The sequence below is a fragment of the Priestia sp. HNGD-A6 genome (assembly GCF_045784335.1).
Classification (GTDB): Bacteria; Bacillota; Bacilli; order Bacillales; family Bacillaceae_H; genus Priestia; species Priestia zanthoxyli.
Map to the genome: position 1 here is coordinate 2427007 of NZ_CP138621.1, position 16702 is coordinate 2443708.

Here is a 16702-nt window from a genome sequence, read left to right on the forward strand (position 1 = left end):
CAGCGAGGTTTTTTCATTTTTTCACAGAAGGCTGAGGGCTAATGCGCGGTATTAAAACCACAAATAATACAACAACCCCCACACCAATCAATAATAAATAAAACCATTGTAGATCTGATGACTTTTCAGAAGCCGTTTGTTCTGTCCGATCTTTCTTGTAGGAAGTGTTTTTAGAAGAAAACAAGTTATATTCTTTTGCTTTCGCAGAAATCGTATTATCTTCAGCTGATGCGTTCGCAAAAAGACTTTCTTTTAAACTCTCTTTCTCTGCATCTTCCTCTTTTTCAAATGTAAGATCCTTTATTTCCTCCGGAATATTTCCTACTTCTTTTTTATTTTCTAGCAAAGATTCGGGGTCTAAGTTAATGGGATCATCTTTATATACATTTGGTTTAATCTCTTCAACGTTTCCATCATCAGCTTCAGCCGCTGCTGCTATAGGGAAACAAAAAAGTGAAAAAATAAGAACAACACTTCCAATCTTCTTACTAAGCACTATAGGTTTCATCATTTTCAACCTCTTTAGTCGTCTTTAAAGCACGAATAATAGATGGCAGAACACTTAAAACGGCAGTCATTCCCAGTAATACAATAAGCGCCTGTCCAAACAGAGACTGCGTATCATATTGAATGGACATGTACACTTTAGATACTGGATCTTCGTAATTAAAGTTTGGCATAGATAAGTTAAGAAGTGGGGTAATATAAAATAAAATCAACCCTACTGTCGTCACCCATCCAGCGAAGCTTCCTAATAAGAAAGCAATACGCACAAGTGTAGATGAAGCAAGCAATAAGACGATCGTAAAGATTGACCATTCCATTGCCCGGTCTCCCGATAACGAATAAATATTAAGGCTAAAGATACTTACCATTAACCCTACAATCAAATTCAATAATCCAAAGAGCGTACCTTTTACAAGCATCGGTGCATGTCGGTAGTATTGACTGAAATAGCCAATTAGTAGGCTGCTGATTAAGATAATAACCAAAATGACAACCGGTGGAACCTCTTTTACTTTTTCAGCCGGCACTTCACCGCTTACTTGAAGAGGATTTGCTAAATAATGATAAACGTAATCGTTATTCTGTCCATCTACTAATGTATTATTTAACAAGCGGTATACCTGGCCTCGCACCAACTTCGTTGAATCCACGTTTTGGGCCCACTTGCTGTTAAGCGTGTCAGCCTTATCCTGAACTTCATTTACACGCTTCTGCAATTCATCTGTGTACGTGACAACATTAGCTTGTCTTTCACCTAAAGATGAAATGAGTTCGTTCATTCCCTTCAACTCTTGACCCATGCTTTGCTGCAGCGTCATTAAGCCTGTTACGTCCGGAGCTTCTTTCTTTTCTAATGCTTGATCTTCACCTGCGCTAGATTGAAGCTCTTGATTCATTGCATTTGCTTTTTCTTGAATAGCTGATAGCTCTTCCATAATCGATGCTTGTTCAGCATCAACTGTTTGTCCATATTGATCAGCAAAATCTTGCACTGAACTTTGGAACTGTGCTAACTCTTCTTTTGTTAGAGACAGGTTTTGTTGAATTTGCTTACGCGCGTCTTGAGAAGAAACGGTTCCAGCTAACGCCTGCTGCAAACTTCCTTTAATAGAGTCATTGTTAAGGACGCTGTTCTGTATGTCTGTATTTCCTACTTGAGCTAAAGTCAAATCATACTGCGATAAATCACCGTAGTACTTTAACAGATCTTCGGCACTGCTGCTTTTAATCTTACCTGAGAATGTATTGCTCAGCTTTTCCTTTCGAGAAGCTGAAAGGTTTGGAGAAGATAAGATTTTATCTTCTTTGTTTTTAATCATCGTAATGAGACCATCAACATCCGCACTGCCTTTAGAAGGTTTTTTGCCGTCTTCTTTCAACTTTTCATTCTCTTTTTTTAATCGTTCATTTTCTTCTTGAAGCTTAGCAATTTGACTGCTCGACGACTTGGTTGCTTCTTCTAAGTCTTTCTCTGCTTTGTTTTTCTGTGCTGTCAAAGACTTAACGTCTGCTTCCAAACTGGCAATTTTCTGCTTCAGCGCATCCGTATTTTCTCCTGAAGTTTCAGGCTGAACGGTTACATTTTGCAGCTCATCTTTGACTGCCTGTACCTGTGTTTTTAGATTAGCCACTTTTTCAAGCGCACTTTTCACAGCATCGGATGTGCCTGATGTATCAGGTGTATCCGGTGTATCTGGTGTTTCAGGCGTTCCAGGCGTTTCCGTGCCCTCAGGTGTCTCAGGTGCTTCAGGCGCTTCGGGTGTTTCACTCGTCATGCCTTGAAGCTGCTGTTCTAAATCATCAAGCCCTTTTGATATATCATCAAGCTTTGCTGTTTGCTGAGATAAATCCACTTGAATTGGTTCTGACGTTCCTTCGCCTTGACCGGAATCTGGCTGAGTTCCATCATCTTCTCCAGGATCCGTCGGCGTCTCTCCACCTTGATTAGGATCTGGCTGAGTTCCGTCACCTTCTCCAGGGTCCGTTGGCGTCTCTCCGTCTTGATTAGGATCTGGCTGAGTTCCATCACTTTCCCCTGGATCCGTTGAGCCCCCGCCGCCATCATTTGATGAAGCTGTCTCTAGCTGCGCACGAAGCGGCTTTAGCTTGCTTTCAATTTGATTTAGGGTTGTTTGCTCAGACTGCTGTTTGTATGAACTGATGATTTGGCCGTTCAAATCTTGCAGAGCTTTTTCTTGTTCACTGACGTTATCTGCTTGTTGATCTCCAAGTTCTCCAACGGCTTTTTGATTTTCATCCAGCTGCTGTTGAATGGAAGATAAGCCAATAAACACTTGATTGGCCTGCTCATTAAAATTTTGCTTAGAGCTTGGCTGATTAGATTCAAGGGAAGACAACCCTTGTTGAATCGCAGCGACGCTTTGAGCCTGCGTTTTTTCAAGCATTTGTTTCTGTGTTTCTTGATATGTTTGATATTGATTTACATATTCAATGAAGCTGTTTAAATTCTTTTCAACCTGTTCTACGTCGCCTTGTCTGTCGCTAGAACCTTTTTCTGCTTTATTTACATTATCTTGGATTTGCTGAAGAATTTTCTTTTGATCATTTAATTCACCTGCTAAATCTTTTGAATTCGGTTTATAAAAAGCGACCATTGTTTTTTGAAAGGCGATTTCTTTATTTAGAATTTTATCGAACTGTCCGCGTACCTTATCCACTTCCTGTGATACATAACTCCAGTACAAAGAGGACATTTCATTATTAACCTTTGTAGTAGCATCTTCTAATTCCCCTACTACTTTTTCCTTATTAACTGCGTTAAGCTGACTTTGAACTTTGTATTCCAAAGTAGCTTTTTCTGGCTTTTTTTCCTGATACGATAAAATATTTTGTGAGAAAGTCGAGGGAATATAAATAACCGCATCATATTTCCCATTCTGTAAACCGCTTGTAGCTGCGCTTCGTCCAAGCACGGTCCATTGATAATCCGACCCCTCCTGTAAAAGAGGAGTCACTTTTTCTCCAAATTCTATCGCTTTTTCATTGTTTTCTTTTACTCCATTATCTTCGTTAACAACCGCAATCGTTCTTGTTGAGTTTTCTGTGACTTGTAGCGGGTTGTCTCCAATATACTGGAAAAAGAAAGAAGGAAGAGCCAAAATTAAAACAACAGCTAATATGACTTTAAGTGTATACTTACGCTGTTCGGTCATGTTAAGATCTTCCTTTCACTTACACATAGCGGGATTTGAATTCTTGTTTCTTTTCCACTTTTAATATAATAACCGAAGCCAGGGTTAACGTCGGCTTCTTTTCGGTCATAAGGAAGTGTAAATAAGCTTTGCTCTGTTTTCTTCATCAACAACACAGCTTGGCCAATTTGCTTCACTTCTGTTGTTAACGCGTCAAATCCTTTTGAAAACTCATTGTTGTTCCCTGCAACAATCAAGTTAAAGCCCAGGTGGCTATAATTTTTCATCAATTTTGTAATACGATCCTGCAAGACACTGTCTAAGTTTTGCTGGAATCGTACAAATCCGTCTACTACAAGCATGATCGGGGCAAATGAAAGGCCGTGTACGGTTCCTTCCTGCACTGCTTCCAAATACTTATTTTCACGTCGCTGCAATCGTTCTTCGGTTAGGTCAAGCCAGTCGACGATCTGTTCTTTTGTTTCCATGTAAACAACTTGCTCTTCAGCTGCATAGCTTGATAAACCACGGTCAACCGAATCAAATAGTCCGATTTGCTTCACGCCTTGTTCAAGCGCTGTTTGCAGTATGACTTTCACTACATTGGTCTTTCCTTTTTGCGTCTGTCCCATGACGATACAATGCTTATTTTTCGTAAAGTTCATATGCACCGGTCGAACAAACTCTTCATCTAACCCAAGAGGAATAACTCCTTTTTCGCGAATAACTCTTCTGTCCGTCATAAATTCGGCAAGTACAAGTTTCGATGACAGCATTGGCACCGGCTCCGGAAGAATAGCATCAGCGTATTGATTCTTTAATCGTTGAATGTGCAGCTTAACTGCATCAAAAATTTCAAAATCATCTTTTCCTTCCGCAGGTAAAAACAGCTGTGCAAAATAAGGTTGATCCGTTTTGATAATAGCCCGGCCTGGAATAGACTCTAGCGCATACGGCGTACGCCCTAAAATAGAATACGCTTCTGAATGATCCATTAAGTAATGAACCACCTTCGTTTTCAAGTTATTCATAAGTGACTGACGAATAGAATTCACGCGCGTTGCGGTAAAGATCATATAAATTCCTAAAGACTGGCCGTCACGCACAAGCTGCGTGAACTGCATTTCTAGATCTTGCATTTCTTCTTTGACAAGATCAAAATTATCAATCGTGATAAAAATTAGAGGAAGCTCTTCTGAACTTAAAGCATTATACATTTTGATATTGCTAACTTCCTGCTGTTGAAATAACTGCTTTCGCCTTGCGATTTCTTGTTTGATAATCGTCATGAATTTTTCAATTTTACGCATTTGATCCATTAAGAAATAATCCGCCGTATGAGGCAGCTGACGAAGCGGCAGCAGCGTACCGTTCCCAAAGTCAAAAATGTAATAATGAAGCTGCTCTGGGCTCTGTCTTTCAGCTAGACTAAGAAGCAACATCATGACTGTAAACGATTTACCGTATCCTGACGAACCAAATATACCAATGTTTCCATCGTCCATTAGCTGATAGTTATATACCGTTTGACTTTGCTTTTCAGGTTCATCAATTAAGCCAATTGGGAATACGCCGTCTCGCTTCTCTTTGTACTCACTGCGAAGCAATCTCTCTTTAAGAGGCGGCAGCCATGGACTATTTAATTTTTTGATACCTAATTCCTGCTGCGTTTGTTCGATTTTTTGCACCACAACATCAATTTCTGCTTCCGCTTGTTTGGATGACGTCTGCTGAGTAGATACATCAGATAAAGGAATCAACCCGAGATCTGTGACAATGGCTACTTCATCTTCAGCCCCATACGTATCTTCCATGTACGGCGCGCCGCTCCAGGCTGACTGAAACAGTTCATACACTTCATTATTTCCAACCTGCAGATAGCCTCGACCCGTCACCGTAATAGAAGCAGCGTCTGCATTTTTTAAGATTTCTTTACTATCAGCGGCATCTTGGACTTTTAACGCTACTTTAAAGCGCGCATTACTCCAAATTTGATCGTCAATAACACCGCCTGGCTTTTGTGTTGCTAAAATTAAATGAACGCCTAGACTACGTCCAATTCGCGCCGCGCTGACTAATTCGCGAATGAACTCTGGTTCTTCACTTTTTAACTCAGCAAATTCATCCGAGATTAAGAATAAGTGAGGCAGAGGTTCTTCTGCCATACCTTGCTTATATAAATCTGTATAATCATTAATATGATTGACTTCATATCTATCAAACAAGCGTTGGCGTCGCTTTAATTCACTTTTAATAGAAGCTAAGGCTCTTGTACTAAAATTCTTACTTCCTTCAATATTTGTAATGGTTCCAAGCAGGTGAGGCATGTTTTTAAACGGCTGAGCCATTCCTCCGCCCTTATAGTCAATCAATAAAAATGCGACTTCATGGGGGTGGAAATTCACCGCTAGAGAAAGAATGTACGTTTGTAAAAATTCACTTTTCCCTGACCCCGTCGTACCTGCAAGTAATCCATGAGGGCCGTGAGCTTTTTCATGAAGATTTAGTTCAACAATATCCTCTTTTCCTTTTAAACCAATTGGAACCGCTAGCGACTTAGCTGATTCATTGGTGTGCCACCTTTGCACGATATCCAGCTCACCAATTTCTCTTGCTTTAAATAATTCTAAGAATGAAACGCTATTTGGAATTGAGTTGGTCATGCCAACTTGGTGATCCAATGTCCGCAGCATCCTTGCAAATCTTTCATTATAATCAAGCGTGTGTTTATCAAGCTGAAATGGAATATTCACAGCTTTTTGCTTTTGAATTAATATATCCCCCTCGGATTCGTTAATATAACGAACGAGTGTGTGAACATGCTCCGTTAAGCTTTCTTTCGTCTCTGCCGCAAATATCGTAGAGAACCCCAGATGAGGGTGATACCCTTCTAAATACTCTAAGATAACGTGATCTGCAATTAGCTGCTGATTCGTAATAATAAAAACAAAGTGAGGCAAGAAAACCCCTTCTCCTTTTGCTTCATCTAAGTCGCGTTCTCTCAGCATTTCGTAAATAGAAGATAAAAGCTGATCTCTCGTTTGTTCATTATAAATGAAGCCTTTCGCAAAAGAATGAGGCAGCTGAAAATGAGGGAGCCATTTCATCCATTCCCACTCTTTATATTCTTCTTCATCAAAAATGAATACGAATCTCACATCATGATAACTGTGGGAGAATGCCAGCTGTCCTACAAGCTGATGCAGTTCATTCTTCACCGTCTTCATCTTTCCTACCAGACCGATAGAGCCTAAACCTAAGTGAGCGGTAACAGGCGCATTTTTGACTTCTCGATAGACTTTTTCCATGTGCTGAGACTGCTCAAGCAAATCATCAATTTCTCGATTAGCCATATCTCCGCTATTTAAAGAAATTTGGTAGCTTCCAGGAACTGTTCCTTTTCCAAGACGCACCTGTAAGAAATCACTGCTTTCCACAGTTCGTTCCCAAATTCGATCGGAAATCTGTTCTGTTAAATATTTCATTCGTTCAAACGTTGGAAAATGATAAGATAATACATCTTGTTGAACTGATGCTAGTTCTTGTAATTCCTCGCGCTTGTTCTCTAAGTACTTTGTATAAATTCGACGACGACGCTCTTGGCGCTTCTTGCGCTGTTTTTTATCTTTGAAATATTGAACGGTAGATACAATCAGCGTGGTCGTAAACATCATGACAGATATAATAATAAAAATTCCCCTGGGCTGAATAATCGATACCGTACCCATGACTAAAAGCATGACTAATGGGGGTAAAATGGTAAGCCATAAGCTTCGGTTATTTTCATCATTGTCTTGAGACGGAAAGGACAAGCTCACCTTATCATTAGGCAAATCATATATCATGCGCGGTGTCCGTCTATAAACCGGGTACTTCTTTTTCATTTCAGAAATAGGTTGCGCCGTAGCCGGAAGCTTAGATGCATAATCATAGTAGCTTTGAATCTTCAGCAAATCTTTTTCGATTAATTGAATCGTCATAGAAGACCATAAAATAAGATCTCCGGGCTGAAGGTTCCTATTCTCTTCTATTCGGTGTCCATTAAGATAAAGCCGTTCTTGGTTATAAAAGACCTTCCACTTCCCGTTTATCTTTGATAAGTAAAATCCTTCTTTTGGCTCTACTACATACTTTTCTTTCTGCTGATACACATCAGCTGCTTCATCACTTGTGGAAAACGAGACTTCTGATCCGTAATCAATATAATAGACAGCTTCTTTAACAGCCGTCTCTGTAAGGGCAAAGGTTAAAGCCTGTCCTTGTTCTCGCCATACAAACGACTCAGAAACAGATAGCTCTGCTATCCTTTCTTCTCCATAGGAAATCAAGAGCCGGCCGTTCTTTTCAGATGACAGCGTCATTTGCCCTTTCTCAAACGGATAGGAAAAAGTAAACGTTTGATGCTGAGTGTTTCCAACCGTTGCTTGGCGAAAGGTTTTAAAATCTATAGGCAGCTGCTGATACGTTTGCCCACTAACTATCCAAAGCATATTCATACAACTACCTCCCTACTTCGATTGATCTTCCTGCTGTTTTTTCTGCTCTTCTTGTTTCTTTTTCTCGGCTTCTGCAGCTTTCTGTTCTTCTTCCTGCTGCTTGGCCGCCTGTGCTTCCTCAGCCTGTTTCTCTTCTTGCTGCTTGGCTGCTTCCGCTTCTTGCTGATCATTTTCTTTCTTGAATTCTTCCAGTTCATTCGCTACTTTATCAAGCTCTTCTTGCTTTTTATCAGCCGCTAAATCGTTGTCTGTCTTTAGCTGACCTTCGTATTTCATTAATGCATAGATAATTAACGAACGTTCTTCTAACAACCGGCTCACTTCTAAAGCTTTTTTGTTGTCTCCTCGGCCAATGTAAAACCAATAGGCAAAGTACTGAGGATCTGACTGAAGCGTAATAGTCTTTAAAGCATTTGCCTTTTGCTCCTCTCCCAACTTTTCATTAACAAGATAGGAGGTTGCTATTTCGTATTGCACAATTTTAGGCATACTTTCAATATCGTAATCTTCAAGTGTGTCGACTACTTTGCTGTAGTTTTTTTCAAGAAAGTATTCGTTGCTTTCTACAAATGCTTCTTGTTTCGGCTGAGCAAAAAAATAAGAATAAAAAGTATAAATAAGAGCTGGAATTAATAAGACAAGTATACCGACAGATGAAAACTTAAAAATGGTCCAGCGTTTTTGAGGAAGTTGAACAAGTGTCTTTTGATGTTTTTCAATTTGGGTTAGCTTATGCTGAACAAATTGACTCAACTCTTCCTCATTGCTGATATGCATTATTTTTTTAGCGTCTTCTTTTAATTGCAAGGTCTCGTATAACTTAAAATACTGTTCAAATGTATGCGATGAGTCAACGGCCGCCGCTATCGTAGCCTTTAACTCCTGAAAGCTTTGTTCCTCGTTAGGCTCATAAGGAGGTAAACTTTCTTTCACTCCATAATGTAAAAAAGCAGGACTTAAACTTTTATCAAAAATGATATTTTCTGGACAAATCAACAAATGCAGCCTTGAAAAAGAATGCTGCTTTACCTTTTTGATAAGCTGATCTGCAAACAGCCACTTTTGCTGTTCTTCTTTTCCCCTTAATGCTGTAAAAGGTTGAAATTCAGAGGTAGGCTTAATTGTTATTTTAAGTTCATCATCGCTCATCATGATTTCTTTTTGAAAAGCCGTGTTTACATCCTTTAACATTTCAATTTCAACAGAACGATCAAGTCGAATTTTTTCTTTTTGAAAAACAAATGTATATTCATTATTATGACGTGTCATTACAGCTTCGAGCTGCTCTTCTAAGTAAGTCGGTTTCTTCTCTGACATTCTAATAGACTCCTTTAGAGAATTTCGATACAATCACCTGTGGTAATTCCGCAGTTAATCATCGTCTCATTTCCCGAGAAAATAAGATTTTTATTTGAAACACGTATCCACGCACCGTCCTTTGGTGATTGAGTAATCTTTTTAGCTTGCCAAACGATCTCGACTACTTTTTTGATTGAATGATAGTTTGATAGTCGCAAATCGAACCGATCACCTGTATAGTGCTTTAAGTCTACTGTTACTTCTATATACATAGGGTTTCATCACCTCAAAACATAGAAAAAGCGCCTTCATCTTTTGAGAATGGGGCGCTCCTTTTATTACTTCACTTAGATTATTAGATGAAGTTAACCGCGGATTTGGCTAGCGATTTGGTTATCTGTATCTTCAAGAACATTTGCAGAGTCGTCTAATTGCTTAGCAATTTTTGTAAGTAGGTTAGACATTTCAACGAAAGAAGGTTTTAATTCTTCGTATTGAGCAGCAAACGCTTCGCTTGAAGCACCTTCCCACATATCTTGAAGTTGATTTTTCATTGTATCAAGACGGCTTACTAGTTCTTGAACTTGACCGCTTTCGTTAGTATAGCGACCTGACATGTCGCGAAGCTCTGCTGGTGTTACGCGAATAATTCCTGACATACATATCTCTCCTTCGGTTTATATATTTACTATTATTGTAAGAAACTCTAGTGATAAGGTCAAAGGTTACTTGCAAAAGCCTCCAAAAATGAGAATATGTATCTACAAATACCCCTAAAAAATGCAAATAAAACCTTAAAAACCAAGATTTTGTTCTCATTTAAACCTTTTCCATCTAATCTATAGGTACCTATTTAAAGGAAAATAAAAACTATAAGACTATTAAATTACATTTCTATTTATTATCTATAGAACTATTTACTAGTAATAAAAAAGCAGCAGCCTGTTTAAGGCCCTGCCTATATATATATATCCTATTTATTTAAGACTCAGACATGCTTGAAAAAAGGACATGTGCTTGTTATCGCCTTGGCTACTGCTTAAAATAATTTTGATCTTCTTTTAACATTCTTATTTCTTCCGGGATGAATAATTTTGAGAGAGGCGTGTCAGGATTAAGTAATATGGCTATTTCTTCATTTAATACAGGCAGCATATCCTTAAATGATACACATACGGTCTTTTCATCTTTTAGCATCTGTTCAATCGGATATTTTGACGAAAAAACAGGTAAATATCGATACGCTGCACTTTTCATCGTCTGAACGTAGTGCTCTGCAATTAATATATCTGATGCTACATGTTCTGAGCTAACAACTAGCCATAAATTGCTATTCATTAAAGTTTTATAAAATTGAGCAATTTTTTTATTATCTTTCATTGCTTCAATTAACGATTTTTCTAATAAGTTAAATGTATACTTCATTGCTGAGACAATCCTGTAAGGAACTGTACCATTTCACTTCCAGCGCCATCATATACTTCATTCATTCTCTCTTCACTTCCTCTGTGCTGTCACTAAACATAATGTTTGAAGGATTCATCTCCTGACTTAAAATGCCCAATCCCATTTGAATAACCCCATAAGTAAAAAATTCCGTTCGACTGCATGTAGAACCATTCACTACTTTTTCTTCCCAAGACATAGAAAGCGAACTCCACATAACATTAAGAGTACCTAGAGGTTTTTCAATCGTTCTATGCATATTGTCATACGTGTTCCATTCTTTTAAGTTCTTTATGTCATTCCACGTATCTTGCGAATGGGCGCTCCCATCGCTCCATACGCTCGACCAAAACTCCGTCCAGCCTGAAGAGCCTTCTAGCTCTCCATCTGCTTTTCTCATTTGCTCCGCAGTGTCTTTTACTAATAAATGTGCATTTTCCGTTAGCGAATCAAGTTTGCGAATCATATGCTGTAACTCTTCCTGCAAGTCCAGCACTTTATCAATATCTGCAACAGACAAGAAATGTAGATTTGTAGCTTCCCAGCTTAGTTTTTGAAGTGCATCAGCCGTCTGTGAATGAGACTGTTGAATTCGCTCTGCAAATGTCTGCAGCACCTCTGGATTTACTTTTATCTCCATGTATGTCCGTCCCCCTATCTCTTGTAAGCCTTCAGTCATCATCCAAACATTTTTTAAGCCTATACGGAAAGACTCACTTTCTAAAAGAGTGAGTCGATAATGTTATTTATTACGCCGATGCTAGCTCTCTTAATCGTGAAATTTCTAAGCGTAAAGTTTGAAACAATTCATCCCTTACGTCGTACAGATGAAAAGTGGATTGCGTAATATCATTATAAATATCCTCATATGAGCTCTTAGAACGCCCTGACCAATCTGACGCATATTGTTGGTGCGAATTTTGAAACAGATAGATACCTTCTTCAAGAAATTCCATGATATGTTGAACTTCATGTAAATATGATTCTAATTGATCTGCATCTCGACTATATTCTTTGCTTTTTCTTCTTCGCTCTATGTCGTCAAAGAGATCATCAATTGCATCCATAAAATGTCCCCACGTCCTTCTTCCTCTTTTATTAGAAGTCTCTTAAAGTAATGTTAAAATAAGGTTACAAAAAACAAAATCCATCATTCAAACTATTTTCATACCTAGGAAAAAATATCTACATTTCTCTTTTTTTACTTATTTATACAGGGGAAATAGAGAAAATAAACAACGCCAGGCTGCTGTAATAAAGCAGTAGACGTTGCTTTTTAGGTTGTGACACTGCTGTTATAAAAAGGAAGAATACCTAGTTTACATCCGACCTTTTTGTTTCTTTTTCTTGTTAAATGGCTTTTTTGAAGGTTTTTTAGCTGTACGGGACTGCTCTTTTGTACCTTCATCGACGATTTCGCCCATATAAAGCTCTTTTTTCGCTAATGAAAGTTGAAGTTCACGTGCGATTTGTTTTAAATTTCGCTCTTCTCGTTCAGTGACAAGAGAAATGACTGTACCTTCTGCTCCCGATCTGCCTGTTCTACCTGAGCGATGTACGTATTGATCTGCATCTTGAGGAACATCGATATGAATTACATGCGTCAATCCCTTAATGTCTAATCCTCTAGCTGCGACATCCGTTGCTAATAAGACAGGGAAATCTCCTTTTCGAAACCCTTTAATCGTCGTAGCACGATCTTCTTTTTTCGTTTCACTGTGTAAAGAGCCTGCTTCTACACGCTTAAATGTTAATTTTTCTTCAAACTCGATCAGAGTATCAATCCCTTTAAAAAAGGCTAAAGCTTTCATTTGTTCTTGACGAACTAGTTTTCTAAGCACGTCCACTTTATCTCTAGCTTCACTTTTGATGTATACATGCTCTACCTTCGAAGCTGGGAGTTCATCTCTTCCTACCTCTATTTCAAGAGGCTGGTTCATCATGTCTTTCGCTAGCGATTTGGTACGTTCTGATACAGTAGCTGAGAAGACTAGGATTTGACGATCACTTAACGCCATTTTTACAATCTGTTGAACCGTTTGAACATGCTCAGGTACAAACAATTGATCCGCTTCATCAATCACAATTGTTTTGACTTCGTGCATTTTTAATTTCTTCATTTTAATTAATTCGTTCAAACGTCCTGGGGTACCAACAATGATATTAGGGCGCTTTTTGAGTTTTTCTAATTGCCGTTTCATATTTGCTCCGCCAATAAACGCAGCGCTTGAAATACCGCTTCCCTGCGACCAAGTTTGAATTTCACCATGAATTTGCATAACTAATTCATGGGAAGATGCTAAAATAACCGCTTGAACATGAGATGGTCCCGGCTGAATGCGATGTAAGACAGGCAACAAATATGCCAGTGTCTTTCCTGTTCCCGTTGGGGATTCTCCTATTACATCTTTATTAGCTAAAATCTCTGAAATAGCTTTCGTTTGAATGGCAGTAGGCTCATTGAACCCTGCTTTTTTCCACGCCTCTTGTAAAAAAGGCTGTAAAGTCTCTATAAACTGACTCATATCTATCTCCTTTTCCATGCTTTTCTCGATATTATAAACGATTTTTTTATTTCAATTAAACGAATGTATCAGTGGCCATGTGCGTTAATACTGACCTTAATTTCTATTTATAAATAAACCTTCCTTATCCCAAGGGACCCTGTCAATCCGTCAGTAGAAAAGTCGATTGTTGCCTTAACTTTTCTACATCGATATACATAGCTTCAACTATGATACACTATTGCTTCTATAGAAAACAATATGATCCTCTTTATTATGGACGAAAACTTGTATAAGAAGGAGGTTTTATGTCCTATATGGATCCGAATGCAAAAGGCTCAGCTGCTTACTTCCTCTTTTTCAAGAAAACAACCGCCTCTCTGAACTACGAAAGGCGGCTGTTTCGTTCTGTAATTGGCATATCAATAGTAACCGTTGTCCCTTTTCCTTTACCGCTTTTAAAATGCATGGTACCTTGATGACGCTCCATGATTTTGTAACACACGGCCAGCCCTAAGCCCGTTCCAGCTTCTTTTGTAGAATAAAACGGCGTCCCTACTTGTTCAATCCTCTCTTGACTCATTCCGATTCCATTGTCTTCGAAGTGAATCAATGCTCGTGTATCTTTTTCTTCAACTGTTATTGTAATATGGCCTTTCTCAATAATAGCTTCTACACCGTTTTTGATCACATTGATGAACACTTGTTTCAACTGATTTGCATCAGCCGAAACATAAATAGGCCTTTTTGCTGTTTCTTTCAATAAAATAGAAACATTATTTAAATTGGCCTGCGCTTCCATTAGCGTAATAACTTGTTTTAAAATCTCGCATAAATTGGTCTTTTCAAAAGATACATGCTGCTTTTTTCCAAGAATGAGCATTTCACTGGAGATTAAGTTGATGCGGTCGATTTCAGACATCATGATATCTAAATATGTGTCATTTGTTTCCTTAGAGGCTTGCATAACCTGTACAAAACCTTTTAAAGAAGTAAGGGGGTTTCTAATTTCATGTGCTACGGCACCTGCCATTTGTCCAATAACCGACATTTTTTCCGAGGTTATCATAAGCTCTTCATCTTGACGGTATGTAGTAATATCGCGTGCAATCATAAATACACCTACTACCTGCTTATGAACAATAATGGGAAGCAAAGAACACCTAAGCAACCGTCTTTCTCGCTTTCTATTGATCACATTCATTTCGAACTTAGCACCTTTTCCATTCAGCACTTCTTTAAAATACTCTTTACACATATCAAACTCTTCAGCTGCGATAAGAGCTGAAGGTTTCATCTTTTGCAGTTCTTCACTGGAGTATCCAACGATTGCTTCACCTTCCGGGTTAGCAAGAAGTACTTCACCCGTTTTACTTATTTCAAAAACACCATCAGGATTATGTTTGAACAAAGATTGATAGTGCTGATTGCTCGTTTGAAGTTCGTGTTCTTTCACTACGAGCTCTTGCTGGGACTCCACTAGTTTATAAGCTCTCCTATATACCAACCCATACAAAATAATGCCCGTAGCTAAAATAAAAAACCAACCTTTGTATTGTTGAAAAAAAATATATACTTCAAAACGACCTTGCGCTAATGTTCTAGATATATTATCAGATATCAAGATCCATACAGCGCCAATAATGATATATATAATTGAAATTCTTAAAGCTACTTTACGCGCGTGTTTCACCAAATTTTAATCACCTGTTTATCCGTATTGATCCCCTGTCTTATTGCCTTTATATGAAGTGTTCACTTTTTGTAGCCATTTCATGCCGTTGTAAAAAATTGATGAATGGCCTGACCTAGGTTACTAATAGATTTTACATTTGCTTGAAAATGATACTGGTGAAGCCATTGACTGTGATCGGGTGTCACACCTGTTAAATAAATCTGTACGCCCATTAGCTGAAATTCCCATATTAAATGTTCTAGGGCTGCAACACCTCGTTCATCAATTTGACCGATTCCATTAAAATCAATGATAACTCGATCAACCGTTTCCTCATCTATTTGTCTGAGCAGCCGATGTTCATTTTTCATGATGACTTCCTCAAATAAATCGCCAAACAGAGGTATAAGCACCATGTTGTTCGATAAATGAATAAACGGTCCCGACAGCTCTATAACTCGGTTCATGGCCTTTTCTAATCGTTCTTTTTGCAGCAGCAGTTCTAAGTCTGTTTCAGATAAACGCGCTGTATGCTGTTCGATTTTTTCTGAGAGAATTCTAATTTGAGAATCTTCCTCTACACATATTACATGCGCCTTATCTTGCTCCCATTTGCAATTCACAGTATAAAGAGACATCTTAGCTTTACGCGAATGCATGACTAATTCTGTTTTTATTTTTTCCTTCTTTCCTAATCGTTTTCTAGCTTTGTTCTGACTATCTTCATCAACAATTTCTAAAAAATGTTGAACCTCTCCGAATAAAGCGGCTGCTTCATCAGATTGCGCTAGAATATTCATTTCCTCATCCATAATAAAAGCAGGAAGCGGAGCATATTTAATAGTCGACAACCTTAATCCCCCTAATTGATTGATAATGAAAAAGCTCTTTCAACTCCTCTAGCTGTGCAATAAATCGAACTTGATTTGTTTGAACAAGAGGAAACTTATAGTTTGAAACTACTCGGCCTCCAACTAAAATAAGCGGCTGATGTTTTGTCTTTTTTAATCCTTCTATATATTCGTTTGCTTTTTCTATATGATGAGTTAAACTGAACGAGATTCCTACTAAATCAGGTTTCCATTGTTCAACAGCGTGCGTTGCATGTAAAAGCGGAGAATCTGCTCCTAAAAGTTTCGTCTGCCATCCGTGCTCTTCAAAGAGAATGGAAATCATTTTTAAACCTAAAAAATGCTGTTCATTTTCTATACACAAAAACAGACCTTTTTTTTCACTTTTAATAACTTCTTGTCTTATACACAATTGATAGCGTGACAAAACATAGTCACAGGTAGTAGTAGCTAAATGTTCATCAGCCACTGAAATTTCATCTTCTTCCCACATCATACCGATTTGAGCCATTGACACTGAAATGAATTGCTGAAAAATATAAAATGTGTCGAAACCCTGCTGTCTTTTTTTCCACACAATATTCCAAACTTCATCTTGATTCCCTGATAACAGTAATTCAGTCAAGCGTTCTATGCTTTCAATCAAGAAACCACCTCTTTTTCAGTCAAACGACTTGTTTTTTTCCTTTGTTATTATCAACCATACCACTTAACTCACCGGCACTCTACAGTAAAATATTCTCACACCGACAAAATAGCACCGGACGTCTCT

At 38.4% G+C, this 16702-nt stretch carries 13 protein-coding genes; all 13 read right to left on the reverse strand.

The window, feature by feature from the left end:
• Positions 1 to 13 precede the first annotated feature (13 nt).
• The 13 genes from essA to SCI76_RS12335 all read right to left on the reverse strand — a co-directional run bounded on the left by essA (position 14) and on the right by SCI76_RS12335 (position 16576).
• Positions 14 to 511, reverse strand: a complete 498-nt coding sequence (gene essA / locus SCI76_RS12275) for a type VII secretion protein EssA (RefSeq protein WP_033580728.1) — start codon at positions 509 to 511, stop codon at positions 14 to 16.
• On the reverse strand, positions 489 to 3680 hold the full coding sequence (gene esaA / locus SCI76_RS12280; protein WP_407545225.1) for a type VII secretion protein EsaA: 3192 nt from the start codon (positions 3678 to 3680) through the stop codon (positions 489 to 491). The genes essA and esaA overlap by 23 nt, the downstream gene beginning before the upstream one ends.
• The gene (essC, locus tag SCI76_RS12285) at positions 3677 to 8155 is read right to left on the reverse strand and encodes a type VII secretion protein EssC (protein ID WP_048021599.1); all 4479 of its coding nucleotides are present in this window, start codon (positions 8153 to 8155) and stop codon (positions 3677 to 3679) included. The genes esaA and essC overlap by 4 nt, the downstream gene beginning before the upstream one ends.
• Positions 8156 to 8167: 12 nt before the next feature.
• The gene (essB, locus tag SCI76_RS12290) at positions 8168 to 9472 is read right to left on the reverse strand and encodes a type VII secretion protein EssB (RefSeq protein WP_048021601.1); all 1305 of its coding nucleotides are present in this window, start codon (positions 9470 to 9472) and stop codon (positions 8168 to 8170) included.
• A 14-nt stretch (positions 9473 to 9486) separates the two neighbouring features.
• Positions 9487 to 9726 (reverse strand): EsaB/YukD family protein, encoded by a 240-nt coding sequence (locus SCI76_RS12295; RefSeq protein WP_025752817.1) that lies wholly within the window; start codon positions 9724 to 9726, stop codon positions 9487 to 9489.
• Positions 9727 to 9819: 93 nt separating this feature from the next.
• A complete protein-coding gene (locus tag SCI76_RS12300; protein WP_028412473.1) occupies positions 9820 to 10113 on the reverse strand; it encodes a WXG100 family type VII secretion target in 294 nt (97 codons plus the stop codon).
• 373 nt (positions 10114 to 10486) lie between these two features.
• A complete protein-coding gene (locus tag SCI76_RS12305; protein WP_033580724.1) occupies positions 10487 to 10879 on the reverse strand; it encodes an SseB family protein in 393 nt (130 codons plus the stop codon).
• A gap of 61 nt (positions 10880 to 10940) precedes the next feature.
• A complete protein-coding gene (locus tag SCI76_RS12310; RefSeq protein ID WP_048021603.1) occupies positions 10941 to 11540 on the reverse strand; it encodes a WXG100 family type VII secretion target in 600 nt (199 codons plus the stop codon).
• A gap of 109 nt (positions 11541 to 11649) precedes the next feature.
• Positions 11650 to 11967, reverse strand: coding sequence for a hypothetical protein (locus tag SCI76_RS12315; RefSeq protein ID WP_048021605.1), 318 nt, complete (start codon positions 11965 to 11967; stop codon positions 11650 to 11652).
• Between the two features lie 252 nt (positions 11968 to 12219).
• Complete coding sequence (locus SCI76_RS12320) at positions 12220 to 13425, reverse strand: DEAD/DEAH box helicase (RefSeq protein WP_028412476.1); 1206 nt, start codon at positions 13423 to 13425, stop codon at positions 12220 to 12222.
• Between the two features lie 364 nt (positions 13426 to 13789).
• On the reverse strand, positions 13790 to 14884 hold the full coding sequence (locus SCI76_RS12325) for an ATP-binding protein (RefSeq protein WP_224980631.1): 1095 nt from the start codon (positions 14882 to 14884) through the stop codon (positions 13790 to 13792).
• A 293-nt stretch (positions 14885 to 15177) separates the two neighbouring features.
• Positions 15178 to 15930: an STAS domain-containing protein gene (locus SCI76_RS12330; protein WP_033580723.1), complete on the reverse strand. Its 753-nt coding sequence runs from the start codon at positions 15928 to 15930 to the stop codon at positions 15178 to 15180.
• Positions 15917 to 16576, reverse strand: coding sequence for a B12-binding domain-containing protein (locus SCI76_RS12335; RefSeq protein ID WP_407545226.1), 660 nt, complete (start codon positions 16574 to 16576; stop codon positions 15917 to 15919). The genes SCI76_RS12330 and SCI76_RS12335 overlap by 14 nt, the downstream gene beginning before the upstream one ends.
• Between the last annotated feature and the right edge of the window lie 126 nt (positions 16577 to 16702).